Raw genomic sequence first — 26,171 nt, forward strand, 5'->3', positions numbered from 1 at the left:
AAAACCAGTCGTGTCACGTTGTCTTCTGGCACTCGTCCTCGTTTTCGGCACTGCTACGCTGCAGTTGGCCGCCGATGACAGGCCAGTCTTTCCTGAGACTCCGAAGATTGACTGGAAGGCGGTTCCTGCCCCCCCTGCAGTCTCCCGACAGGATCGCCCGCTTCCATTTCCGGCCATTGCTCAGCAATCAAGCCCGTTTCTGCAGATCCCGGGGGCTCCCAGTCTTCCGGGGACGCCTCCACCTGCGGCTGCAACTCCGACAACTGCTCCTGCAGCGGCGCCGGTTGCAGTACCGCCGGCGAGTTCGCCTGCTCCAATGCCAATGCCGGATAAAGATGCATCGGCTGTGAAAGAGCAGCTCACCAAGGAAACGCTTGATGCCCTGAAAGCACGTGTCGATGCAGCAACGGACCTCACCGACGCCCAGAAGATGCAGGCGACGGAGCTTATTGAGAAAGCCAGAACGGCCATCAATCAGGCGACAGACCTGTCGAACAACAGCCTGAAGAATTGGCAGCAGCGAACGGAGCGACTGGACGAAGAGCGAAAAGCTGAACAGGCACGTGTTGATGCCTCACTTCGTGAAACTCGAAGTCACCCAGAACCGTATACACCGCTCCCGCAACTTGAGCAGACACTCGCATCGAAACAGCAGGAACTCGTTCAGACCCAGACGGAACTTGCTCAGAATGAAAAGCGGCTTGGTGACAGGGCTGCTCGCCAGCGGGCGATCAAGGAACGCCTTGCGGCAATTCCGATCCTGATCGATCAATACAAATCGGACCTGGCAAAACCGGAAACCGGAGCAGACCCGCCGCTAATTGTGGAAGCGCGCCGGATGCAATTGCTTGCCGAGTTGAAGTGGTTGGAGAACGAACCTGCCGCCTTGCAGGCCGAAGCGGCCTTCCTCGCTGCGCAGGAAGCTGCCAATCTGATTCCCCTTCGTCGTCAGGCATTGAATGCGATTGTTTCCCGATTGAAGGACGAAGTCACTGAGTGGCAGCAACGGGTTCAAGGAGCAAAAAGCTCGGACGCAATGACCCGATCTCGGATTTCATTGGCCGAGGCCAAAGCAACGCAGATTCCGCAGTTGAAGGCCCTCTTCCTTGCGAATGCCAAAACGATTGAGAAAGAAGTTTCTGTTCGGGAGAAGCTGCGAATTCTCACTGATGCAGTCGAAGAGACCAAGGCACAGCAGGAGATTGTTCAGTCCAAGCGAGCAGAACTGGAACATCGTGAGAAGACGCTTGGAACAACGACTTCATTCGGGGTTCGGCTGCGGGAACAAGGGCGCTACCTGCCTGACGTCAATCTGCTGTCGCATGAAATTCGGGAACGTGCGACTCAGAATGAAGAGGCTCACATTGCCTATATGGAAGCTCGTGAAAATCGGGTGGAACTCGATCATCTGAATCGCAAGATAGAACAGATGGTCAAAGAGATTATGGACAGTTCGGATGCCGTGGATGTCGATGTTGATGTTCTGACCGGAGAAGTCCGTGATGCGTTTGAACTGCGACAAAAAGATCTAACAGAACTGGAAAGCGTTTACGAATCCTATGTTCTCGCGCTGGATCAGCTCGACATTGAACAGGCAGCCTTAATTAAACAGGTGGTCAGTTTTCAGCAATATATTGACCGTCGAATTCTGTGGGTGCCGACACATCGGCTGTTACAGTTCAACGAGATTATTGAAGATATCCCGGGAGTCATGTTTGTCTTTACAGCTGCAACCTGGGCTCCTTATTACCGTGCGTTTGTTAATGACTTCAACTCGGTCCCTTCCATCTATGTGTTTGCATGGATTGTTTGGTCGTTGCTTCTTGTGACTCAAGGCAAGATCAAAGAAAACATCCGCCTGAATGGTCAGCGTGCCAGCAGTCGCTTGAACACCAAAATGGAGCCGACCTGGGAGGCTGTATTCTGGACGTTTCTGAAATCGGTGATTGCCCCCTTCCCGTTGCTGTTTCTCAGTTGGAGAGGGAGTCAGCCGGGGAGCGAAATCCAGACCGTCAGTATCTTCTTTTATTATTTGTCGATCTGGTTCTGGTGGCTGGAAGCGGTTCGAATTGTCTGTCGCAGTGGCGGGTTGGGCTCGGCCCATTTTCAGTGGCCAACACGTGTGAATGAAGTTGTTACAAAGCAGCTTTCGATCTTCATTACATGTGCTGCTCCGTTGATCGTCATTACCGGCATCCTGCGATCAGAGTACGGGACGGATGGCAGTTCCGATGCCGTGGTTCGTGTATTAAATGTTGTGTTCTTTTTGATGGTGGCGGTCACGCTTTATCGTTTGACGTCTCGCCGATCCGGGATCTTTAAAGAATGGATTGAAGCCCACAAAGGGGGCTGGATCGACCGGCTTTCGGTTGTATGGAACATCCTTGTTGTTGGATTGCCTATCCTGTTTGCCGTGTTGACGGTGCTCGGGTACTCGTATGCAGTGAGTCGACTGACAGTGCGCCTGGCACAAACTGTCATGCTTGCCAGTGGAATGGTCTTTGGTCGAGCATTGCTTTTCCGCTGGTTGACTTTACGACAAAGACGATTGGCAATTGCTCACGCCCGAGAAGTCCGTGCTGCCTTGGCCGAGGTGCAGAATCAGGATGAGGCGACAAATCCTGCGGTGCTAGGCGCTCAAGAGGCGAGAACGAACCTTGCAGATGTGAGTGCGCAGTCGAAGCGATTGTTGAATACAACGATCTTCATGCTCTCGCTGATCTGGATCTGGTATATCTGGCGAGATGTTCTTCCGGCGTTGCAGCACTTGAATCAGATTCGTGTGCCGCTATTGCCGCTAACACTCGACAAATTGCTCTCTGCGATTCTTGAACTGATCCTGTTCGCAACTGCGGCCAGAAACGTTCCTGGCTTGATCGAAATCACATTGCTTGAGCGGCTTCCGATTGATCGGTCGTCTCGCTATGCAATCGGGGCGATATTGCAGTACACCATCGTGCTCATCGGGATGTTGGCGATTGGCAATTCGTTAGGAATTGAGTGGGATAAGCTGCAATGGCTCGTTGCGGCATTGACCTTTAGTCTGGGTTTTGGATTGCAGGAGATTTTTGCCAACTTTGTTTCCGGGATCATCATTCTCTTCGAGCAACCTGTTCGAGTTGGAGACGTTGTCACATTGGATAGCGTGACTGGAACAGTTAGCCGCATTCGAATTCGATCGACATCGATCATTGATTTTGATCGCAAAGAGTACATCGTCCCAAACAAAGAGTTCATCACAGGGAAGCTGTTGAACTGGACGCTTTCGGATACCACAAATCGAATCCTGCTCCCAATTCAAACGTCTCACTCGGCTGACCCGCAACAGGTGCGCGAGATCCTGTTGAAGATCGCGACGACCCAACAGCACGTTCTGAGTGACCCTGCTCCGATTGTGACTTTCAGCGGCTTCGCTGATAGCGCGCTGAATTTTAATGTGGCGATTTATCTGCCAACGATGGAGTTTCGTCAGGAGACAATTCACCAGATTCACTCCCGCACATTGAAGGCATTTCGTGAAGCGGGAATTGAATTGGCCTATCCTCAGCGAGGTTTGAATATCCGGACTGCTGTGCCGTTTACTGTGAACCAGGAACGCACGACAGTTGTCGCTGGAAAGATGGAAGAGCGGGACGAAGACCTGATGAAAGATGGTGAATCGAACGGAGTGACTTCGCACGTGTAACTGTGATCGAGGCAGCCGTTAGCCCGGATCGGTCTGGTTGAGATTCGTGCGATATCGATGCAGAGAACTCTCTGGAAAAGTAACGAGGGGACAGGTCAAATGACCTGTCCCCTCGTTCTGTCTGACCTCATACTGCTGTTACGATCACAATGTTACAGCAGCTTCACCTGCTGTGTCTCGCGACGTGCCAGATGATGCTTGTGCGATTCGATTCTACTTCCCTTCGAGCGGGAGCAGCTCGATATTCCGGTAGAACAGTTCAGCACATTCACACTGGAGTGCAATGCGTCCAGCAGTCAGTGGGAGCAGTTCTTTGGATTCTCCTTGTGGAGCCTTCATGTTCACACAATAGTTGTTGATCTCGCCATTGACGAGGTGAACAGCTGCATCTCCACGAACAACGACTTCAACCGTGTTCCACCCATCCCGTTCCAGTGTTTTGCTTTTAATAACCCGCTTGATTCCGTTCGGCTGGTAGATTGTCTTGAACTTGCCGCCGAGTGACTGGTCGAGGAACTTTGTTCCAGCCTGATCGACTGGGCAGTCACCGCCGGTGTAGACGAAGTAAAAGTCACCAGTGTCGTTCTCTTGAACCTGACACTCGACACTGACTGGCCAGATTTTTTCCGCACCAATTGTATGGTAGAGCAACCCGGCATCGCGAATGGTATTTGCTCGTGGTGCGAACTTCTTTTCGCCCCATTTGTATTCAAAGCGGAACCGATAGTGGGAGTACTCCTTGTCGGTCAAGATCACGCCGAAGGGCATGTTCTTTCCGGCAGGTGTATCACGATAGACGTGAATTTCCTCATTGACGACTTGGAAGATTTTCTCAGGATCTTCGCCTGGCGCTGCATTGGCAAGAACAACTTTCCAGCCCTGTAGATCTTTGCCGTTAAAGAGCTTGTCCCATTTCTTGCCTTTGGATTCCTTGACGGCGATGTCATAGAACTCCTGGCTCGATAAATGAGGTTTGGAGACAATTGCCGGCACGTCGACGTTGCCTGCGAGACATGCCTGGCTGCTGACCAGCATTGCTCCGAACAAAGCGATTGTCTGCTGAAATCGAATCCATGATTGAGTCGGGGAACATTTCACTGGTTGAATCCTTGTGACTCGTGAAAGGTAATGCGGAACCGGAAGTTTTCATCAGCCGGATTGGAACGTTGACGTTCTCTCCAATTGATGCGACGTCGGCTTGTCAGCCTGGATAATGAACAAGACGAGTTCTCTGGGGAAGAACTCGTCTTGTCGTTCACATTTCAAAATCGGTTTTCGTTGATTCGGTCAGCGATTGCTGGATGAACCGACTTACTTTTTCTCTGGGGCTGCCCACAGTTTTGTCAGCGCGTTGACCGTTTCATTGACGAGGACCTGTCCTCCTTCTGGACCAACGAGATTACTTTCCGGAACGGCACTGTATCCCCCACCGGCGACGGCGCGTTCGGTCGGGAGGTAAGTTCCGCGACCGCAGAGCTGGATCACGAATGTCTGCAATGCAGGACTTCTGGCTTTCATCTGAACGCCATAGTCAGTGAACAGCTCGAAATCATTTGTCGCAATTGCGATGTCGCCGAGGCGAATCGCATGCAGTTCCATGTCGTATTCGCCGACTCCATTGGCCTTCTGGTCTTCGTATCGCTTGGCAACTCGCAGGAACCATTGTTTACGAGTTTCGGCCTTGGGATCTGTAATCCCGGCGGCGGCCTGACGTGATGTTGCAGCTTCCTGCTCAGTGATAATGCGGTTTGGCAATTTGATGTCGGTCACCAGATGTTCAAATGGCACATCGCTGTGTCTGTCGTTCTGAACGACGGCATAAACGTCTTCCCACGCAGTCAGAACGCGACGGGCAATTTCAGCGAGGGTGTCGACGTTACGCAGCTTTCGCATCCGTTCTTCTGCCTGCTTGCGGTACATCAGGTGGGGAGACTGATCTCCAGCAGCACCACACCAGGTCACGACAATGAGATCTTTTCCATACTTTTCTTGGAGTTGTTCACGGAATGGGTGCCAGAAATCTGCGTTCACCTGAGAGCGGCCTTCGACTTCCTGAGCTGGGCAGGAAACGTTGACTGCGGTGCCAATCAATTTGTTGTCTGCATTCCAGAAATAGAGCAGTTCAACACCGTGATCTTCGCCCCCTTCAATCCCGCGGAACTTATCCGTATTTGTGGCCCCGTACATGACGGCAGATCCGTTCGCAAATGTTGAACGACGGTTCTGGGCAACGACTGCGTGTCCCAATCCCCAGGCAACCTGAGCTGGTTCACGTTTTGCCCAGGCATCTGCGATTGCGGTTGCAACCTGTTCCAGAAAGAACTCGCGGTATTCGTCCGGATGCATCACGCCGGATTCTGGAATCGCATAGCTTCCAACTTCAAGCGCAGGCGCGGTGTGAGTGTGAGTTGCGCTGAGAATGATTTTGGGTTTCGCGTGCTCTGGAATCCGATCCCCAAGTTTCGCACGCAGGGCTGCATACAAATTCTTATGGTCACGAATCGTCACAATATCGCAGGAAACAAAAATCGCTTGCTCGATCGATTGATCTCCATTTCGGGTTTCAATCACCAGCGCCGTTGCGATACAGGGGGATTCGACCTTGTTGGAAATTCTCGTGTGCATCTGCCCTGCTAATGCCACACGCTCTTCCGGCGTAATCGAGATGCTCGACCCGCCTACGTAAAGCTGTCCGGCATTCGCAGCAGATGTGAACGGAAGCCCTCCCAGCCAGACCGTCAACGCGAACAGAAATGGAATGTGTCTTTGAATCATTGAATCTCTCTGAACTTGTTTAAGTCATGTTCCGGATTGATCGAGACTTTGGCCCTGACGTCCAGGAAACGTGATGGCAGTAGCAAAAGGTGGAACAAAATGCCCCTGATTTACAAGGTTGCGGCGAGCTGAGAACCGCCCCGCTGCGACTCGACGAGTGCCGATTTTCCATTGTTGGACTGATTGAAGAATGAGCGTGGCAATGGCGAGTTCCACTGTACCAACGGTGTTCAAATCGTCAACTCACATCAGTCTGCTTAAATGAGTTGGTGGGAACATTTTCCGTGAGGGAATTTGCTTCAGAGTTGTTTATTGCGAACTTGCAATTGGTGTTGATGTCTTTAGGTCGATTACACTGCGAACCACATGCGCTGACGCAACATGCAGGGGCTCTGCCATGACAGTTCAACCCGACATTTTCTGTATTTGATCGCGAGAGAATGATGGACTCACAACCGTATCGAATTCGATTGCAAGGTCCCTGGCAAGTTGTGCTGCCTGATGGGGATGTGAGCGATCGAAGAGAGATCAGTGTCCCTTGCGATTGGCTGACGAGTGTGGGGAGCCTGTCCGGAATGGCGTTGTTTTATCGGCGTTTTAATCGTCCGACGAATATCGAGGAGCGTGATCGCGTCTTGATTCGACTTCCTGATCAGGTCGGGGTTGTGACTCGTTGTGAGTTGAACCAGCAACCAGTCGAATGTGAGTCGGACAACCCTTGTCTGTTCGATGTGACTGCGCAGTTGAAGCTAAATAACGAGGTGATGTTCGCCATCGAATTCACGCCAACGCCAGAGAATCAGGGAACCGGCGGGTTGTGGAGGCCTGCCATTCTGGAGATACACACAGCCTGATTGCGGAACAAAAAAACGCCTCCATCATGACTATGGAGGCGTTTGCATTCCGGGTTGAGTCTGGCAGTGAGTGTTATGAGTTCAGCTTCGCGATGACCAGTTCACGGACTGTTTTCGCGTCTGCCCCTTTCACCTGCTTCATCACCTTGCCGATGATGGCTCCCAGTGCCTGTTGTTTGCCGGCTCTGAAGTCTTCGACCGCTTTCTCGCTCTCGGCAAGTGCAGTGGTGATCGCCGCGTCGATCGCTCCTGTGTCATTGACGACTTTCAGGCCCTTCTCCTCAATCAACGAGTCGATGCGAGCGACCTCTGGTTGTTGCTCATCTTCGTCATATGCTGAGAGAAGGATTGCAAACAATTCTCTGGCACTCTTTACGGTGATCACTTTGTCAGTGATTCGCTTCAGCAATTCGCCAAGGAGATTTGAAGTGATTGGGAAGTCATCAATGCTGAGATCGCGCTCCTTGAGTTCACGCAGAATGTCCTGAGTGACCCAGTTCGCAGCTTGCTTGGCATCACTGCAAAGCGCAGTGACCTGCTCAAAATAGGTCGCGACTTCGGCTCCCTGATTCACGATGACGTCGGCGTCGTAGGCGGACAGCCCCAGATCATTCTGGAAGCGAGAACGGCGCTGGGCTGGCGGTTCAGGAAGGGACGCACGGATCTCTTCGACCTGCTGGACAGTGACAGTCACAGGCAGAAGGTCAGGGTCTGGGAAGTACCGATAGTCGGATGCTTCTTCTTTTCCTCGCTGAGCATAGGTGAGGCCGCGATTCGCGTCCCACCCACGAGTTTCCTTCTGAACTCCGGGATCGCCGAGTTTGCGTCCGGTTTTCTCGAACTCGCGGAACTGGCGGTCGGCTTCGTACAGGACCGCTGCTTCGACACCTCGGAAGGTGTTCAGGTTCTTGATCTCCACGATGGGAGTCGCAATCGTTTCCCCATTGCGTTCGATGTGGAGATTGACGTTTGCGTCACACCGCAAGCTGCCTTCCTGCATGTTGCAGTCCGACACCCCGAGGAATGTCAGCAGAAGGTGGATCTCTTCGAGAAATGATTTGGCCTCTGCGGCGGAACGGACGTCCGGGAGCGTCACGATCTCAAGAAGCGGAGTTCCTGCTCGATTCAAGTCGACCTGACTGTCAGCTCCCCGACCGGATTCGTCGTGAATGTTCTTGCCAGCGTCTTCTTCGAGGTGTGCTCGAAGAATGCGAATCTTGCGACGCGATCCATCTTCACTCGACGCTTCCAACCAGCCATCGTGACTGAACGGCAGGTCGTACTGGCTGATCTGGTATCCCTTCGGCAAGTCGGGATAGTAATATTGTTTGCGGTCCCATTTGGTGAATGGAGCGATCTCACAGTTCAGGGCGAGTGCGGTCACCATGGCGAGGTGGAACGCCTCCTGATTCATCACCGGCAACGCGCCAGGCAGTCCCAGACAGACGGGACAGGTTTGGGTATTGGGCGCATCAGGATTGAAACGGTTCAGGCACCCACAAAAGATCTTTGTCTTTGTCTGCAGCTGAACATGGACTTCCAGGCCAATGACAGTTGTATAGCTCATCTTGCCGGCTCAATCGATCAACAGTCGTGAAGGGCGCAGCTCGCCCGAGAACAGTTTGCCTTCGTGGCAGGCTCACTTCCTGTTCGCTGCCGCGTAGTGTGACGTTGCAAAGCTGGTTCATCCAGTCAGAAAAGCCCCGTTACACCCAAAGCTCAAACGAGCCGGAAGAGCGTTATTCTCATTCTTTGGATGAATTTCTGGTGAAATCTCCATTCAGATATTTGAAGAGAGAAAATCTTCTGAAGCTGCCCGCTTCATAACGAGATCGTTGGATTTCGTGTTGTATCGCATTTTATGCGAGAGGTTTGCGTTGATTTGGTAAGTGGCTGATCTGCCGAAGCTGATGCCGCCTCTAATCGAAAAGTGCGAACGCATCAAGAAGGCCGCCCCCTTTTATGGGTGAGTTGCTGCGAAATTGTGCAGTCTTTGAGGGGAAAGTTAAAAATCACGGGCTTGACGCTTGCCAATGCGAAAAATAGACTACTTTCACTTATCGAGAACTGGTTGCTCTATTTGAAATTGCTTATTCAGCCGTGAACCTCAGGAATACAGAGATCTTCTGCGACATCGCGACGCATCGGAGCTTTTCAAAAGCTGCGGTGTCACGGCAGATTTCACAGCCTGCGGTCAGTCAAGCGCTCCAGCAGCTTGAAGACGAACTTGGTGTCACGCTCGTCGACCGATCCAAGCGGCCGATCGAACTGACTGCGGCTGGTACGATCTATTTCGAGCGGTGTCAAAAGTGGCTGCTCGATTACCGTCAGATTGAAGATGCCGTACACGCATTCAGCGGCCGAGTGGTCGGAAAAGTACGAGTCGCTTCGATCTATTCGGTCGGTCTTCTTCAGATGTGGTCCTATGTGAGCCGCCTGAAGAGTGAATATCCTGATATTCAGCTTCAGCTCGACTATTCCCACCCGGAAAGCATCTATAGCCAGCTACAGCGGGATGAAATTGATCTCGGCATCGTTTCGTTTCCGAGAGATGGTGGGGAAATCGGATCGATCCCTTGGCAAGATCAGGAAATGGTGCTGGTAACTGCGCCGAGTCATCCGCTCGCGTGTCGGGATCAGGTTTCTGTAAGAGAGCTACAGGGAATTGATTTTGTCGCATTTTCAGCAGATCTTACGATCCGTCGTAAGACAGAGAAACTTCTGAAAAACGCTGATATTTCAGTGAATGTGACTCATCAATTCGATAACGTGGAAGCGATCAAAAGGGCGGTTGAAATCGATTTGGGAGTCGCCATTCTTCCACTTCCGACCCTTCGCAGAGAATTAGAATTCGGGTGGCTCCGAGCCGCCCATTTTTCCGATCTCAGATTTGTCCGACCATTGGGCATCGTTCATAAACGCCACAAGCATCTTTCTCGCGCCGCAGAGAAGTTTGTGGAAATCCTGCATGAAGATCCCGGAGACAGTGGTTTCACTTCTCCGTTTGCAACGCACACTCGAGCAGATCTTAGTGTCGTTGAGCCGCTTTAGTCCGGTTTGTGACTTTCATCGAATCGAAATACCACCGGATTTCAGGCCGGGGTCACGCCTGAGAAGGCGCGACTGATTCTCCTGAAAACGAGTTGAAGGCATTCCTCTGACTCAAGCCCCCATTCAATCAGGCTACCATTGCCGACATTGAATGACTTGAAGCGTCAAAAGTCCGTTTTCTCAATTTGAATTATTTCAATGAGAGCCTGAACTTGATGACGCTGAGGTTGTCCTGATCCATCGTGACTTTGATGTGTTTCTCATGTTGAGAGCACTGAGTATGGGGACTGATTGCGAATGTTCCCGTAATTGCGATTTGCATTGCCAGGTCCAGAAAAGGCTTCAAGCCGATTTCGAACTGGTTGCCCGATCTATCAGAACGTTTTAGTGAAGAGTCGAAAATGATTACGAAGCTGACGGGCTTCCCTGAAGACCACGGATTGTATTCTTCCGATTACGAACACGATTCGTGCGGCGTGGGCTTTGTCGCGCACATCAAAGGTGTTCCATCTCACCAGATCATTCTTGATGCGGAACGCATTAACCGTCACATGACGCACCGTGGTGCGTGTGGTTGTGAAGAAAACACAGGCGACGGCGCCGGAATGTTGACCGCGTTGCCAGACAAGTTTCTGCGCAAGGTTGCGAAGGCGGAACTCGGCGTTGAACTGCCAGCCAAGGGCCGATACGGCGCAGGGATTGTCTTTTTGCCGAAAGACGATGCCGCACGCGACGAGTTCAAAGTCATCGTCAATCGACTCATTGCTGAACAGGGACAGATCCTGCTCGGATGGCGCGAAGTTCCTCAACGTCCAGTTGAAGCGAACGTCGGTCCTTCCGCCCTCGCTGTTGAACCGAAAGTTGAGATGCTGTTGATCGGTGCCGCAGATGGCATCGAACTGCAGGATTTTGAACGCCAGCTCTACATCATCAAGAAGCGTGCAAGTCACCAGATCCGCGAAGGGAAGCACCCTGCCGCTCTCGGATTCTATATCTGCACGCTGTCGAACTCGATCATCGTTTACAAGGGGATGCTGACTCCGGAGCAGGTTTTCCTTTACTACCCTGACCTGCAGGACGAAGACTATGAATCACACCTGGCAATGGTGCATAGTCGCTTCAGTACCAACACATTCCCATCATGGGACCGTGCTCAGCCATTGCGTTGCATCGCTCACAACGGCGAAATCAACACAGTGAAAGGGAACAGCAATTGGACCAATGCCCGACAAGGTGCGTTGGAATCCCAGTTGTACGGTAAAGATCTTGAGAAGCTCTTCCCAATCGTGGAGAAGCACAACAGCGACTCAGGAAACTTCGATAACGTCATGGAATTCCTGTACCACTCCGGGCGAAAGCTGCAGGAAGTGGCCATGATGATGATTCCAGAAGCATGGCAGAACCATCACGCAATGTCTGACGACAAGCGTGCGTTCTATGAATACTTCTCTGCCCTGCAGGAGCCATGGGACGGCCCGGCGAGCGTTTCGTTCACAGACGGAAAGTTCATCGGAGCATGTCTCGACCGCAATGGTCTTCGTCCGAGCCGTTACTACGTTACCCACGATGACAAAGTCATCATGGCGAGCGAAGTCGGTGTGCTGGAAATTGACCCGGCAAATGTCAAGACCAAGGGACGCCTGCAGCCAGGTAAGATGTTCCTTGTTGACTTCGAACAGGGTCGCCTGATTCCTGACGAAGAGTTGAAGCACTCCGTTGCTCACCAGCGTCCTTACGGGGAATGGCTGCGTCGTCAACGTGTTGAGTTGAAGGACATCGTCAAGGACTGGATGTCCAGCGGTAGTGAGTTGCCGCGCATCAGCGATGAGAACCTGCTGAATCAGATGCAGGCTTTCGGGTACACCACTGAAACGATGCAGTTCATGCTCGTGCCGCTGGTGAATTCGAAGAAGGACCCGATCTACTCGATGGGGGACGATGCAAGTCTGGCCTGTCTTTCTGACCAGCCACGCCTGCTGTATGACTACTTCAAGCAGCTCTTTGCACAGGTGACAAACCCGCCGATCGACTCGATCCGCGAAGAAGTCATCATGTCGCTTGAATGCTATATCGGCCCAGAAGGCAACCTGCTTGATACCACTGAATCCCAGTGCCATCGACTGCGAGTTCCTCACCCGATTCTGACTGACGAAGAGACTGCCGCCATCAAGTCCCTGAAGGGGGAGCATGGTTGGAAGACGAAGACCATCGACACGACCTGGTTGAAGTCCGAAGGAACTTCCGGGCTGAAGAAGCGCCTTGACGAGATCTGTGCTGAAGCTGAACAGGCAATCACAGACGGATATGCATTCGTCGTGCTGTCAGATCGTGCCGCTGGTGCAGATCGCGTGGCAATCAGTTCTTTGCTGATGACCGGTGCTGTCCATAATCACCTGGTTCAGAAAGAACTCCGTACCAGAATCGGTTTGGTTGTCGAATCAGCTGAGGCTCGCGAAGTCCACCACTTCTGTCTGTTGACCGGATATGGTGCCGATGCCGTGAACCCTTACCTGGCATTCGAAGCTGTTCGTGATGCAAAAGATCACGGGCATCTGACTGGCGATTATACCGAAGAAAAGATTGTCCAGACCTACCGTGAAGGTGTGAGCAAAGGGATGCTCAAGGTCATGGGCAAGATGGGGATTTCGACTCTGGCTTCCTACAAGGGAGCACAGATCTTCGAAGCAATCGGTCTGGCTCCAGATGTCATTCAGAAGTGCTTCCTCGGAACTCCAAGCCGAATTCGCGGGATCAACTTCGAGATCATCGCCGAAGAGCATATTCGACGTCACGAACAGGGATTCCCAAGCCGTGAAGAGTCGAAGCGACTGGCTGTTCTTCCGAACATGGGATTGGTCCACTGGCGTCATAATGGCGAAAAGCACGGTTGGAACCCGTTCACCATTTCGGAAATTCAACAGGCTGCTCGCGCTGGCGACAAAGACGCATACAAGCGTTTCGCCAAGCTGGTCAACGAAAGTTCACACCGGCAAGGGACACTGCGCGGCCTGATGCGATTCAAGACCGGCACTTCAATTCCGATTGAGGAAGTGGAATCCGCCAGCGAGATCGTGAAGCGTTTCTGCACAGGGGCGATGAGCTATGGTTCGATCTCCGCAGAAGCGCATGAAACGATTGCAATCGCGATGAATCGTCTCGGTGGCAAGAGTAACACAGGTGAAGGGGGCGAGAACTACGATCGCTTCCAACGCATGGAGAACGGTGACAGCAAGCGTTCCGCAATTAAGCAGATCGCTTCCGGCCGCTTTGGTGTGACCTCCTGGTACCTCACCAATGCTGATGAGTTGCAGATCAAGATTGCTCAGGGAGCGAAGCCCGGTGAAGGGGGCGAATTGCCCGGCCATAAGGTCGACAAAACAATCGCCGCCACCCGTATGTCGACTCCTGGAGTTGGTCTGATCAGCCCTCCACCGCACCACGACATCTATTCGATTGAAGATCTTGCACAGTTGATCTTCGATTTGAAGAACACCAACCCAAGTGCTCGCGTCAGCGTGAAGCTGGTGTCTGAAGTCGGCGTCGGAACGATCGCTGCCGGCGTGGCCAAAGGCCATGCTGACAAGATCCTTGTTTCCGGAGATGGTGGGGGAACCGGTGCGAGCCCATTGACCAGTATCAAGCATGCTGGTCTCCCATGGGAACTCGGGATTTCCGAAGCTCACCAGACTCTCGTGATGAACGATCTGCGAAGCCGCGTTCGTCTGGAGACAGACGGTCAGCTGCGAACCGGTCGTGACGTTGTGATCGGGTGTATGCTGGGTGCAGAGGAGTTCGGATTTGCAACCGCTCCGCTGATCACCATTGGCTGCATCATGATGCGTAAGTGTCACCTCAACACTTGCCCTGTGGGCGTGGCGACTCAGGACCCAGTCCTGCGAGCCAAGTTCAATGGACAGCCAGAGTACGTCGTCAACTACCTGTTCATGGTTGCTGAAGACGTCCGGGAGATCATGGCTCAGCTCGGATTCCGCACAATCAATGAAATGGTTGGGCGAGCCGATATGCTTGAGTGGAATCCAGAGAATGATCACTGGAAAGCCAAGCACCTCGATCTGTCTCAGATTCTGACTAAGGCAGTCAGCGCCTATCCAAACGCTGGTCAATACTGCACTCAGAAGCAGAACCACGGGCTGGAAGAAGTTCTCGATCAGAAGCTGCTTCTTCCACGATGTCGGGAAGCAATTGCCAAGGCAGAACCGATCCTGATTGATGTTGATATTCAGAACATCGATCGTGCCTTCGGAACCACATTGAGTCACGAAGTTTCCAAGGTCTGGGGACCAGAAGGACTTCCGGAAGACACAATTCGGTTGCGATGTCGAGGATCGGCCGGACAGTCAGTCGGTGCCTGGAGCGTTAAGGGAGTCACGATCGAAGTGATCGGTGACGCCAACGACTATGTCGGTAAGGGACTTTCCGGCGGCAAGCTGATTGTCTATCCACCAGAAGAGAGTTCTTTCGATTCGTCAAAGAACATCATCATCGGAAACGTGGCTCTGTACGGAGCAACCGGAGGAGAGGCTTACTTCCGCGGAATTGCTGCTGAACGGTTCTGTGTCCGTAACTCAGGGGCGAAAGCCGTCGTTGAGGGAGTGGGAGATCACGGTCTGGAGTATATGACCGGCGGTCGTGTTGTGGTGCTCGGGCCAACCGGGCGTAACTTCGCAGCCGGGATGTCAGGCGGAGTTGCGTACGTCTTTGCTCCAGAGCAGGATGAACTCCGGCTGAATACGAATCTCGAACTGGTTGACTTTGAATCTGTAGTCGATCTGGAAGATGTGGCCGAACTGAAGGAAATGCTGGAGAAGCACCACCTTTACACCGGTTCACCAGTCGCAAAGCAGATTCTTGATAACTGGGAGAAGTCGTTGACGCAGTTCGTCAAGCTGATGCCTCGCGATTACAAGCGGGCATTGTCTGAATTGAAAGCCGCTGCAGCAGCCGAGGCGGCAGGGGAAGCAGCAGGAGTGCCTGGTCGATAAGGCATCTGATTTCAGATCCTTCCAGACACATCTGTTGCTTGAGACTCGTGAAGCCAGAGACGCCTGCAATTGGGCGGGCGTCTCACTGCCAGCTTCGGATCACTGAACACTGACTACCGAGAACATCGAAATCAAATCCCATGGGTAAGCCAACCGGATTTATGGAATTCGCTCGCCAGACGGCGACAGAGCGTGCTCCATCTGAACGTATCAAGAACTGGAATGAGTTCAGCGAGAAGCTGGAACTCAAAGTGTTGCAGACGCAGGGTGCCCGATGCATGGATTGCGGGATTCCATTCTGTCACACCGGCGACTTGCTCGCTGGGATGGCTGCTGGATGCCCAGTTCACAACCTGATTCCGGAATGGAACGACCTCGTTTATCACAACGAGTGGCGTGAAGCTCTGGACCGTCTGCACAAGACGAACAACTTCCCGGAATTCACTGGTCGGGTCTGCCCTGCTCCATGTGAAGGTTCCTGTACTTTGGGGATTCACGAACCACCTGTCGCCATCAAAACGATCGAGAAGAACATTGTCGATCGCGGATGGGCCGAAGGCTGGATTGTTCCGAATCCACCAACCAAGCGAACCGGAAAGACTGTTGCCGTTGTTGGCTCAGGACCTTCAGGGCTCGCTGCTGCTGCTCAGCTCAACAGCGCTGGCCATCTGGTCACCGTGTATGAGCGATCCGACCGAATTGGCGGTTTGCTGATGTACGGCATTCCGAACATGAAGCTGGAAAAATGGGTCGTCGAGCGTCGCGTGAAGTTGCTCGAAGAAGAAGGCATCAAGTTCGTCACGAACACCACCATCGGCAAGGACATCTCCGGCAAAGAGCTGACCGAGAAGTTCGATGCGGTCGTCCTTTGCACAGGTGCCACTGTTCCGAATGACTTCTTCGCCAAGACTCTAGGTCGCCAATTGAAGGGGATCCATTTCGCGATGGAATTCCTGCATGGCAACACTAAGAGCCTGCTGGACTCCAAGCATGAAGATGGCGCCTACATCAACGCCAAAGGCAAGAACGTTGTCGTCATCGGCGGGGGAGATACCGGGAACGACTGCCTGGGAACCAGCCTGCGACACGGGTGCAAGAGCCTCGTGAATTTCGAGGTTGTTCCTCAGTCACCTGACAAGCGATCCGCCAGCAATCCATGGCCACAATGGCCGCGCATTCACCGGACTGACTACGGGCATGCGGAAGCTGCGAGCGTCTTCGATTACTCGCAAGAATCACGAAAGACGCTGAAGAATGACCCTCGTGAGTATGCGATTCAAACCGTTGAGTTCCTCGGCGATGAGAACGGAAATCTCCGTGCTCTGAAGACTGTGAAGCTTGACTGGTCAAAGCCATCCGAGACCGGTGCTCCATTCAGTGTGATTCCCGGAACCGAACAGGAATGGCCAGCTGATCTGTGCTTCCTGGCCCTCGGATTCCGTGGACCAGAGCAGGTGATCGGCGAGCAATTGGGCGTTGAAACAGATAAACGATCGAACTATCAGGCAGAGTTCGAGAAGTACACGACCAACGTTCCCGGCGTCTTTGCCGCTGGCGACTGCCGTCGTGGACAGTCTCTGATCGTCTGGGCGATTAACGAAGGTCGTGGAGTTGCTCGTGAGTGCGACCGCTACCTGATGGGATCAACAAAGCTTCCATAATCTCGATTCGCCTGTTCATGTGATTTCCCGTGTCACGTCATCCGCATTACGCAGATGACGTGACATTGGCGTTTCTGGCCGGAAGCACTTCGCACTTGTTGGTCGGTTCCACAAAATTCACCCCCATATGGATCAAAAGTCATGGCTATAATTACGTGAAACTGAAATGCTCAGACGCGTGAGAAATCCATGTCACATGATGATTCTGTTCGTCCGATCGATCCCGGAGTGCGAATTGGCCACGTTCATTTGAAAGTGGCCGATCTGGAACGCTCGCTTCGGTTTTACCGTGGTGTGTTGGGATTCGAGATCACCCAAAGATACGGGAAGCAGGCGGCATTCATTTCGGCCGGCGGTTACCATCACCACATTGGCTTGAACACGTGGGAAAGCCTTGGTGGTCGTCCCCCTTCACCGGGAACGACAGGGCTCTATCATGCCGCAATTCTCTACCCCAATCGTCAGGCGTTGGCTGTTGCCTTGAAGCGACTGGTGGACGCAGAAATCCCTTTGGACGGAGCGGCGGACCATGGAGTCAGCGAAGCTCTGTACTTGCGAGACCCTGATGAGAACGGGTTGGAATTGTATTGGGATCGTCCGCAGTCAGAATGGCCGCGAACCTCAACCGGCGAGCTGGCGATGGATACCCGCCGTCTCGATCTTCAAGGTCTGCTGAGTGAACTCAAAACTTAACAACACTGCCTGTTTGCTTTGTGCGGATCAGAAATAGAGACCGGCCGTGGCCGCTCTTCGGGAGCAGCCACGGCCGGTCTTGTTAGAAACAGTTTCGTTATGGCCGGGCAATAGCGAGCTGAATACGTTTCACACAGCGGTCTCGTCCGAGGAGTTCAAGGCTCTCAAACATCCCAGGACCTGTTGCTTTTCCAGAAACAGCGATTCTCAATGCGTGAATGATATCGCCGTAGCCGATCTCTTCGCTGGTCATCCAGTCTTTGAATTCGGTCTCAAGATCTGCAGCATGAAACGAAGGGGATTTCTCCAGTACGCCGAGATACTTTGTCAGTAGCTCCCGAGCCCGTTCAGGCTTGCGAATCCGTTTCTCGAATGCCGCTTCATCATACTTCAACTGGTCGCAGCCAACAAAGAATTCGTCGTAGCTCAGGATGTCGCTGAACAGCTTGAGACGGTCTGCCAGTGCGGTCAGGACCTGCGCGATCTTGGTACGATCCAGTGCTTCTTCAGTAACGAGGCCGGACTTCACGAGATATGGAACGACTGCATCAACCTTTTCGTCAATGCTGAGCTGGCCGATCCAGTGCTCCTGATAGGTCAGCAACTTATCGGGATCGAGTCCGGCCGGAGCTTTGACGACTCGATCCAGAGTGAAGTTCTGAGTCACAAAATCGAGGGACATGAATTCGGTTTTGTCGTCGAGTGACCAGCCGAGTCGCGAGAGTCCATTGAGGACGGCGGCCGGCAGGAACCCAACGGCTTCGTAATACGACACCATCACCGGGTTCAAAGTCGCCGAATTTCCCAGACCGATCTTCGGAAGCACGTCGTCTGCAATATCGAACAGCTTCTTGAACTGTGGACTTTTGCGGTACTTATCAAGGTTCTTTTCGCGTTTGCTGAGCTTCTCTTTCGTCCCCGGTGCCGCCACGAACGGGATGTGTGCAAACTCTGGCATCGTTCCGCCAAGAGCTTCAAACAGCAGCGCTTGCAGCGACGTATTGGTGAGGTGCTCTTCTGCGCGAATGATATGACTGATCTGCATGTCGAGATCGTCAACAACGCTGGCGAAGTTATAGAGCGGCATTCCATTCGCACGCATGATGACGGGGTCGGCAATCAAACCACAGTCCCATTCAACATGACCACGAACATGATCTTCGATGGAGACCTTGCGAGTCCGGTCGATGAAGAAACGGATCACATACGGTGTTCCCTGTGCTTCCAGATCCTCACGTTGTGAATCTGAGAGTTCCAGTGAACGTCGAACGTTGAGATAGGTTCGTTTCTCCTTTTCCGCTTCTTGACGATCTGCTTGAGACAGCGCTGGCGGATCGAAATCCTTATACGCCTTCCCAGATGCCAGCAGTTCATTGCAACGACGCTGGTACAACTCCAGCCGTTGAGATTGAAAGTAGGGGCCGTGAGGGCCGCCGACTTCCGGACCTTCGTCCCAATTCAAACCCAGCCATTTGAACGCATCCAGAATCGGCTGGAGTGCCGCATCGACGTTTCGTTCCTGATCGGTGTCGTCGATACGCAGGATGAACTGGCCTCCGCAGTGGCGAGCCCATAACCAGTTGAACAAGGCGGTTCGCATTCCGCCAATGTGCATGTACCCAGTAGGACTAGGGGCAAACCGAGTGCGAATCATGATCGAACCAGTCGCTGTGCGTCTGAAATTTGAGAAACAGTATTTGGGAGATTACCGCGGCCGCCGCAGCAGTCAGGGAGAAGCGTACAAAGATAAGTGATTCACGGTTCTGCGCGAACTGATCGCAGGCGGGAACTCCTCGATGAATTCAATCCGCTGCGGCAAATTCGTGTTTTGCAGGGAAGGTTCGATTTGGTGACCGCTTCGGAATTCGCAGCGGCAGAGAGCGAAGCAGGATCTTGCCATATCGACTTTGTTGGATGTTTCCCTTGTCGAATCTGTTGAGAAGTCCGACAATAGAGGAGACCGGTTCGGTCTATCGGGTCGCCGCGTAGCAGTCGTCTCGATGAGAGTACGACTGAATGCCGCGTGCCAGATACGCTATGCAATTCCGAGAATTGCATGAAATGCGTGATTTCCCGCCTTGGGCTCTCTGCTGAATTGATTCCTGCCATGTTTGACTTACCTTTGAACCGTCGTGATTTGCTGAAGCGCTCCGGGCAAGGGATGGGGTATCTCAGCCTCGCTGCCATGCTGCATCAGAATGCGCCGCAGAAACAATTGCAGGCCGCTGCTTTCTCGCCGATGGCGGCAAAGTCTCCGCAGTTTTCGGTGAAAGCCAAACACGTTATTCACATCTTCTGCAATGGGGGGCCGTCGCACGTTGATACGTTTGACCCTAAGCCCATGCTGGAGAAGTATGCCGGGAAAGAGATTCCCAACTCACTTAAGACGGAACGAAAGACCGGAGCGGCACTCCCCTCCCCGTTCAAGTTTCAGAAGTATGGCCAAAGTGGAATCGAAGTCAGCGAACTGTTTCACCATACCGCTCAATCGATCGACGACATTTGCGTCATTCGTTCGATGCAGGCGAACGTGCCGAATCACGAACCGTCGTTGATGTTGATGAACTCTGGAGACGCCCGTCTTTCTCGTCCAAGTTTAGGGAGTTGGGTGACTTATGGACTCGGAACAGAGAACGAGAATCTGCCTGGCTTCATTGTGATGTGCCCGAACGGCTATCCGATTAAAGAGAGCGATAACTGGCGAAGCTCGTTTTTACCAGGAGTTTTTCAGGGGACGTATCTCGACACGAAGCACACTGAAATCGACAAGCTGATTGAACATATTCGCAACCAGAAGTTGTCGACCGTACAACAGCGGGATCAGTTGGATCTCGTGCAGTCCTTGAACCAAAAGCACCTTGCTGATCGTGGAGTCGATCCTGCTCTTGAGACTCGAATTCAGTCAATGGAACTTGCTTATCGAATGCAGATGGAGGCAGCCGATGCATTCGACATCAATCATGAACCGAAACACATTCGTGAGATGTACGGCGAAGGTGTCCATGCTCGGCAATTGCTAATCGCCCGTCGTCTTGTTGAGCGTGGCGTACGATTTATTCAGTTGTGGCACGGGGCCGGTCAGCCGTGGGACAATCACGATGACCTTGAAGTGAATCACCGCAAGCTGGCACAGCAGTTAGACCAACCGCTCGGGGCACTGATCAAAGACCTCAAGCAACGTGGAATGCTCGACGAAACATTGATCATTTGGGGAGGAGAGTTCGGGCGGACTCCAACTGTGGAACTGCCAACCCCGGGATCAAATGCCGGGAAGATCAATGGCCGAGACCATAACCATTACGGGTTCACCATGTTTATGGCCGGGGGCGGTGTGAAAGGGGGCCATGTTCACGGAGCAACCGATGAGTTCGGGTTCCAGGCCGTTGAAGACAAGGTTCACGTTCACGATCTGCACGCGACAATCCTGCGATTGTTGGGCTTTGACCACGAACATCTGACGTACCGCTTCGCCGGCCGTGACTTCCGTCTCACAGACGTTCACGGAAGCATTGTGAACTCCATCATTGCTTAAATCTGCAATTGATGGTTTTGTGGCACTCATCAAGAAAAGCTGCGAACGTTCCATGACGTTCGCAGCTTTTTATGTTGGCCTGATCGGCATCGATGCTGATTCGTTTTCGAGTTACGGATTTGCCAGTGATCGAACCAATTGTGCGAACTGATCGCCGCGGTGTTCGTAGTTTCGAAATTCCGCATGGCTGGCACATGCTGGTGAGAGAAGAATGGCATCTCCTTCTTCTGACCAGTCCCATGCCCAGTAAACGGCCTCTTCGAGTGTCCCGGCCGTTTGAATCCACCCGACGTCGGCGTCTTCGCCAGCCTTCTTCGAACGCTTTTCTTTGGCGACGACTGCGCGATGTTGTTGAATGACGCGCTCTTTCAGGGCGTCATCGGTGTCACCAATAAAAATGACGCCTCGAACACGTTCCTGAATTGCTTCGGCGAGAGCCCCAAAGTCGGCCCCTTTGTCTTTGCCTCCAGCAATGAGCACGATCGGCTGTTGGATTGCAGTCAGAGCAGCTTGTGTGGCTTCCGGTGTGGTTGCTTTCGAGTCGTCGATGAAGGTTCGCTCTTGAAATTCCGCAATCGTTTCAAGTCGATGTGGCAATCCACGGAATGCGGCGAACGCAGGCACCAGTTTCTCAATTGGAATCTGCATGCCTACCGTGACCAGTGCGAGTGCTGCTGCGACATTCATCAACCCGTGAGGAGACTGCAACTCGGGAGGCAAATCTGCGAGTTCAATCTTCCATCCGCCGGTCACGGTTCTCACGATGAGGTGATCGTCGCCCACGACAACGCCGGGCCGATCGCGCCAGCATTCTTTTCCGTACCAAACAACTTTGGCATCTGTGGCCCATAATGCAAGATCTGCGTCATCCGCATTGAAAGCGATGATCTGATCCGGCTTTTGCCAGGCGCAGACGGTTTGCTTCGCTTCCCGATATGCGTCAAGTGACCCGTGCCAATCGAGATGGTTGGGGAAGAAATTGGTGACGACAGCGGCATCTGGACTGGGTTTGTGTGAATCGAGTGCTGCAAGTTGGAAGCTGCTGAGTTCCAGTACGCACCAGTCATCGGCTGTGAGTGTGTCGAGCGACTTGAGCAGGCTTCCACCAATGTTCCCGCCCAGGTGTGCCGAGAATCCAGCGGCGAGCAGACATTGATAGATCAGCGATGCTGTGGTTGATTTCCCTGTACTGCCAGTGACGACGAGTTTCTTCGAAGGACAGCGTTCCCAGAACAGTTCGATTTCGCTGGTGACTTCGATCCCCTGATCAATCGCCAGTTGCACAAACCGATTGCCGGGACGCACCGCAGGGTTGGCCACTACAAGGTCTGTGTCTGTAAACAGCTCGTCTCGATGTTCCCCAAGAATCAGGCCTGTGAGTTTTGATTCATCGATCTGAGCCAGACTGCTCGCCAATTGCTCCCGTGTTTGCAAGTCGGTGAGAGTGACTAATGCTCCCTGACGAAGCAGGTATTCTACGACACCGATCCCGCCTCCGAAGTGTCCCAAACCCATGACTGTGACACGGCGATTCTGGAGGTTCAGCACGTTAGATGTCTTTCATTTATAGACGGCTGCGGAATTAATCGCTGACTTGAATTGCTGTCACAACTTGAGCCTGGCAGTCTGAGTACAGGTCAAAAGTCGATGTCTTTTGATGACCTGCTCGCGTGGGACCATGAGCCCGGATTTGAGCTGTCGATGATACTACATCGATTTGGGAGTTGCCTGCGGACCCTTGAAGAAGTCGAGAATCTTCGGGTTGGATCGAGCGAAAATCGACAACTCGGTCTGAGGGTCTGAATCCTCGCCGGATTGCCCGACGATTTTCCAGAGTTCGCTGGTTGGCTCAATCTCTAATTGCAAGATTTCTGGCGTCTCGGATCGGGTGGAAATCAGAATGACCCGGCCCGACTTTAACTGCACTTTTTGATTGCCGACGTGAACAATGCCACCACCATCTGCTGAGCTGTCGCCTGAATTCGATTCAATGCGGAGCAGTTTTCCCTGCTTGTTCTTCAGTTCGCTGATGTACTTCTTTGAGAACGGGGATGACTCAGAGCGGCTGCTTCCATCCGGGAGGTCAGACCAGACGATGAACTTGTTAGAGCCGGGACTTCCCTCGGCAAAGTCAACGAGATTCACCGAGCCTGCCGTGACACCGGGGATCGAATCAGAGTCCGACCATTGTGCACTCCAGACACTGACTGTGCCTCCAGAAGAGCCGCCGCACCCGCTCGATCCAATGAACAAGCCCAACACGACAAATAGCGTCAAAGCCCGATTCATCTGTGACCCCGTTCCCTGTGTGTCGTACTGTTTCTGTTTGCCGTACTGACTTTACTAATGGCCCGATAATGCGACCGCTTTGCAGTCCCTGTTTGGGACCTGAAACTGCTGTTCACTGAAATACGATCTTGAGAATGCTGATGCAATTTCACGAATCGTTTCGGTTCAGTTTTCCATCTGCTGCCATATGAAGTGTGGCCGAGTCTATTCGACTCGACCACGCGACACATTTGTTGTCAGACGAAAATCTGGGCTCCACGTTCCTGCTAAGTTAAGAACGTGTCGCTCTCGTCAAACTATTCTAAAGGCAGTCCAACAGCTTCGTTCTCTGCCGCACTGCGAGCAACTGCTTCCAGGAACTCCATGTACTGAACTCCGCTTGCGAAGTCAGTCAATGTGACCTTTGTTTCGCCGCGAATCGCAGAGATGAAGTCAGATTCGACCTGCCATCCCCCACGATCGTCGACAGGAATCGTCACTTCTTTGAGTTCCCCATCTTCGTTGCGAGCCGCATAGATTCGTTCTTCACCATCGATGAAGTGAATCTTCACTGTTCCACGGCTGCCGTAGAAGTGAATCTGCATGCCTGGCCCGAACAGAGCGACACCACTGAAGTGATAAATCGCCCGAGCGCCCCCTTGCATCTCAGCAAGGATCTGGACACTGTCGGGAATGGTGACTTCAGCGAATCGATTCTCTTCCGGGAGTGGTCGGGTCGGCTCAAACAGTTCTGTCTGAGCAAATACCTGAACCACAGGTGGTGCCCAGCGCTGTAAGGTTTCCTGAAGGATTCCCAATGACAGAATGTTGTTGCCGCTGATCTCGGCGTTCTGTCGCCAGTGCAATGGCTGGCTGTAGTCCCAGAACTGGGATGTCACGCCGAGAACGACAACTTCGCGAAGGTCGCCGAGGAAGTGCCCTTTGATCAGCTGCTCGACCTGTGGCCCGCAAATCAATCCAAATGGACTTGGAACGATCTGGGCAATCAGCTTCGGGTGATTCTTGGCAGCCTGACGCATTTGTCGGGCTTCTGCCAGATTTCGCGTCATGCGAGCTTCGACGAGAACGTGCTTGCCTGCTTCCAGAGCGGCGCAAGTCATCTCGCAATGTGTGTTCGGCCAAGTGCCAATCACGACCGCATCAATATTGGGAGATGCGATCAAATCCTGCCATTTGTCAAACACGTGCGGAATATCGAATTCACGCGCAACGGCTTCACTTGATTCACGCGTGCGATTTGAAACACCGACAAGATCGACGCCTTCGATTGCGCGCAAACCCGGAATATGTCGTACTTTGGTATTCTCGCCAGCACCGATCAAACCTACTCGAACGCGCGTCGACATAATGCCTCAAATCCAAAACAACTGATTCATCAGACAAACAATATCAGTGCATTTTATAGAAGTCGCCACGCCACGACTAGAGCGGCATTCCCCACGAGTTGACGATGGGAATTCCGGAGAAAATCAGGGGACAACGTCTCGTTTTGCTGTCTTAAAACAATGGATCATTGTTTATTGTTGAGTCGCCATTTGGAGTGCTCGACCCTAAGAACTTTGTCCGTGTGCATCAGGCCGGATAGACTGTCTGATTCTACGACGCTGTGGGGAGCGCTCCCTGACTGCTCATTGAGCGTCGACTGGCTGGCAGACTGACCTGCGTTTGACACCAAAAGAGGCTTCCATGTTTCAAGCGAATTTGACTCGTCGAAATTTCCTGGCTGGTTCAGCAATGCTGGCTGGAAGTACATTGTTTGCCAGCGACTTGATCTCAGGTGAGAAGAAGACCGTTCAGGATCGATTTCAGATCTGCACCTTCGTCAAATTCCTTCAGGACTTGAGTTACGACGAACTCGGTGCTGAGATCAGCAAAATCGGTTTGAAGGGGGTTGAGTTTGCAGTTCGTCAGAAGGGAAAAATTCTTCCAGAGAATTCTGAAGCCGAACTTCCCAAAGCTGTAGAAGCATTGAAGAAGCATGGCGTCGAAATCACGATCATGACGACGGACTTCCTGAGTGCGGATCAACCGCATGTCGAGAAGACGCTGCGGCTCGCGGCCCAGCTGGGAATCAAACAGTACCGACTGGGATACTATCGCTATGATTTGTCCAAGCCGGTTCTGCCTCAGCTGCGTTCGTTCATTCCGATCGCTAAGGAACTTGCTGCGATGAATCGCGAGTTGGGGATTCAAGGCATCTATCAGAATCACGCTGGCGAAAACTATGTTGGTGCCTCGCTCTGGGATCTGCAACAGCTGCTGGACGGCATTCCGAAAGAGTCGTTGGGGATCGCTTTTGATATTCGTCACGCCGCTGTTGAGTTAGGAGCGTCATGGCCGACTGCGTGGAATCTGGTTCAGCCACACCTTGCCTCGGTGTATGTCAAAGATGCCGCATGGAAGAACAAGAAGGCTGTGAACGTACCTCTCGCGGACCCAGATGGAATTGTGAAGCCAGTGTTTTTCAAGATGTTGAAAGAGTCGGACTTCAGCGGCTCATTGTCTCTGCACATCGAGCATCTTGAGCGAGCACCGGCTCAGGCCCAACTCGACGCGATTGCTCACGACCTGAAAACGCTGAACGGGTTGCTGGCTGGCTAATGGGGTGACGTGCCGCCTGATTGTCAG

At 52.7% G+C, this 26,171-nt stretch carries 15 protein-coding genes; 8 read left to right on the forward strand and 7 right to left on the reverse strand.

Annotated features, from left to right (window positions below; genetic code table 11):
• The first annotated feature begins 10 nt into the window (after positions 1-10).
• Positions 11-3,685: a mechanosensitive ion channel domain-containing protein gene (locus SH527x_RS02470; protein WP_437193074.1), complete on the forward strand. Its 3,675-nt coding sequence runs from the start codon at positions 11-13 to the stop codon at positions 3,683-3,685.
• Between the two features lie 213 nt (positions 3,686-3,898).
• On the opposite strand, the gene SH527x_RS02475 is transcribed toward SH527x_RS02470, so the two are convergent.
• Positions 3,899-4,783 (reverse strand): 3-keto-disaccharide hydrolase, encoded by an 885-nt coding sequence (locus SH527x_RS02475; RefSeq protein ID WP_437193075.1) that lies wholly within the window; start codon positions 4,781-4,783, stop codon positions 3,899-3,901.
• A gap of 213 nt (positions 4,784-4,996) precedes the next feature.
• Positions 4,997-6,460 (reverse strand): hypothetical protein, encoded by a 1,464-nt coding sequence (locus SH527x_RS02480; protein WP_437193076.1) that lies wholly within the window; start codon positions 6,458-6,460, stop codon positions 4,997-4,999.
• Between the two features lie 440 nt (positions 6,461-6,900).
• On the opposite strand from SH527x_RS02480, the gene SH527x_RS02485 reads away from it, so the two are divergent.
• Complete coding sequence (locus tag SH527x_RS02485) at positions 6,901-7,314, forward strand: hypothetical protein (protein WP_437193077.1); 414 nt, start codon at positions 6,901-6,903, stop codon at positions 7,312-7,314.
• Positions 7,315-7,387: 73 nt separating this feature from the next.
• Here SH527x_RS02485 and gatB read toward each other — a convergent pair whose 3' ends face one another.
• Complete coding sequence (gatB, locus tag SH527x_RS02490; protein ID WP_437193078.1) at positions 7,388-8,881, reverse strand: Asp-tRNA(Asn)/Glu-tRNA(Gln) amidotransferase subunit GatB; 1,494 nt, start codon at positions 8,879-8,881, stop codon at positions 7,388-7,390.
• 533 nt (positions 8,882-9,414) lie between these two features.
• On the opposite strand from gatB, the gene SH527x_RS02495 reads away from it, so the two are divergent.
• The 4 genes from SH527x_RS02495 to SH527x_RS02510 all read left to right on the forward strand — a co-directional run bounded on the left by SH527x_RS02495 (position 9,415) and on the right by SH527x_RS02510 (position 17,722).
• On the forward strand, positions 9,415-10,365 hold the full coding sequence (locus SH527x_RS02495) for a LysR family transcriptional regulator (RefSeq protein ID WP_437193079.1): 951 nt from the start codon (positions 9,415-9,417) through the stop codon (positions 10,363-10,365).
• A gap of 401 nt (positions 10,366-10,766) precedes the next feature.
• Positions 10,767-15,368, forward strand: a complete 4,602-nt coding sequence (gene gltB / locus SH527x_RS02500) for a glutamate synthase large subunit (RefSeq protein ID WP_437193080.1) — start codon at positions 10,767-10,769, stop codon at positions 15,366-15,368.
• Positions 15,369-15,508: 140 nt separating this feature from the next.
• Positions 15,509-17,029, forward strand: coding sequence for a glutamate synthase subunit beta (locus SH527x_RS02505; protein WP_437193081.1), 1,521 nt, complete (start codon positions 15,509-15,511; stop codon positions 17,027-17,029).
• A 189-nt stretch (positions 17,030-17,218) separates the two neighbouring features.
• On the forward strand, positions 17,219-17,722 hold the full coding sequence (locus SH527x_RS02510) for a VOC family protein (protein ID WP_437193082.1): 504 nt from the start codon (positions 17,219-17,221) through the stop codon (positions 17,720-17,722).
• A gap of 97 nt (positions 17,723-17,819) precedes the next feature.
• Here SH527x_RS02510 and gltX read toward each other — a convergent pair whose 3' ends face one another.
• Positions 17,820-19,376, reverse strand: a complete 1,557-nt coding sequence (gene gltX / locus SH527x_RS02515) for a glutamate--tRNA ligase (protein WP_437193083.1) — start codon at positions 19,374-19,376, stop codon at positions 17,820-17,822.
• Positions 19,377-19,829: 453 nt separating this feature from the next.
• Here gltX and SH527x_RS02520 point away from each other — a divergent pair, with 453 nt between their 5' ends.
• Complete coding sequence (locus tag SH527x_RS02520) at positions 19,830-21,254, forward strand: DUF1501 domain-containing protein (RefSeq protein ID WP_437193084.1); 1,425 nt, start codon at positions 19,830-19,832, stop codon at positions 21,252-21,254.
• Positions 21,255-21,365: 111 nt separating this feature from the next.
• Here SH527x_RS02520 and murD read toward each other — a convergent pair whose 3' ends face one another.
• From murD to SH527x_RS02535, 3 genes are all read right to left on the reverse strand, one after another.
• Positions 21,366-22,802, reverse strand: coding sequence for a UDP-N-acetylmuramoyl-L-alanine--D-glutamate ligase (gene murD / locus SH527x_RS02525; protein ID WP_437193085.1), 1,437 nt, complete (start codon positions 22,800-22,802; stop codon positions 21,366-21,368).
• Between the two features lie 159 nt (positions 22,803-22,961).
• Positions 22,962-23,543, reverse strand: a complete 582-nt coding sequence (locus SH527x_RS02530; protein ID WP_437193086.1) for a hypothetical protein — start codon at positions 23,541-23,543, stop codon at positions 22,962-22,964.
• 296 nt (positions 23,544-23,839) lie between these two features.
• Positions 23,840-24,889, reverse strand: coding sequence for a Gfo/Idh/MocA family protein (locus tag SH527x_RS02535; protein ID WP_437193087.1), 1,050 nt, complete (start codon positions 24,887-24,889; stop codon positions 23,840-23,842).
• Positions 24,890-25,229: 340 nt separating this feature from the next.
• Here SH527x_RS02535 and SH527x_RS02540 point away from each other — a divergent pair, with 340 nt between their 5' ends.
• Positions 25,230-26,144: a sugar phosphate isomerase/epimerase family protein gene (locus SH527x_RS02540; RefSeq protein WP_437193088.1), complete on the forward strand. Its 915-nt coding sequence runs from the start codon at positions 25,230-25,232 to the stop codon at positions 26,142-26,144.
• Positions 26,145-26,171 lie beyond the last annotated feature (27 nt).

The sequence above is a fragment of the Planctomicrobium limosum genome, from assembly GCF_051465645.1.
GTDB lineage: Bacteria > Planctomycetota > Planctomycetia > Planctomycetales > Planctomycetaceae > Planctomicrobium.

Bases quoted from the DNA above. Each gene is read 5' to 3' on its own strand.
- SH527x_RS02480 (WP_437193076.1), bottom strand. From the start codon at position 6,460: ATGATTCAAAGACACATTCCATTTCTGTTCGCGTTGACGGTCTGGCTG.
- SH527x_RS02485 (WP_437193077.1), top strand. From the start codon at position 6,901: ATGATGGACTCACAACCGTATCGAATTCGATTGCAAGGTCCCTGGCAA.
- gatB (WP_437193078.1), bottom strand. From the start codon at position 8,881: ATGAGCTATACAACTGTCATTGGCCTGGAAGTCCATGTTCAGCTGCAG.
- gltB (WP_437193080.1), top strand. From the start codon at position 10,767: ATGATTACGAAGCTGACGGGCTTCCCTGAAGACCACGGATTGTATTCT.
- SH527x_RS02505 (WP_437193081.1), top strand. From the start codon at position 15,509: ATGGGTAAGCCAACCGGATTTATGGAATTCGCTCGCCAGACGGCGACA.
- SH527x_RS02510 (WP_437193082.1), top strand. From the start codon at position 17,219: ATGTCACATGATGATTCTGTTCGTCCGATCGATCCCGGAGTGCGAATT.
- gltX (WP_437193083.1), bottom strand. From the start codon at position 19,376: ATGATTCGCACTCGGTTTGCCCCTAGTCCTACTGGGTACATGCACATT.
- SH527x_RS02520 (WP_437193084.1), top strand. From the start codon at position 19,830: ATGTTTGACTTACCTTTGAACCGTCGTGATTTGCTGAAGCGCTCCGGG.
- SH527x_RS02530 (WP_437193086.1), bottom strand. From the start codon at position 23,543: ATGAATCGGGCTTTGACGCTATTTGTCGTGTTGGGCTTGTTCATTGGA.
- SH527x_RS02535 (WP_437193087.1), bottom strand. From the start codon at position 24,889: ATGTCGACGCGCGTTCGAGTAGGTTTGATCGGTGCTGGCGAGAATACC.
- SH527x_RS02540 (WP_437193088.1), top strand. From the start codon at position 25,230: ATGTTTCAAGCGAATTTGACTCGTCGAAATTTCCTGGCTGGTTCAGCA.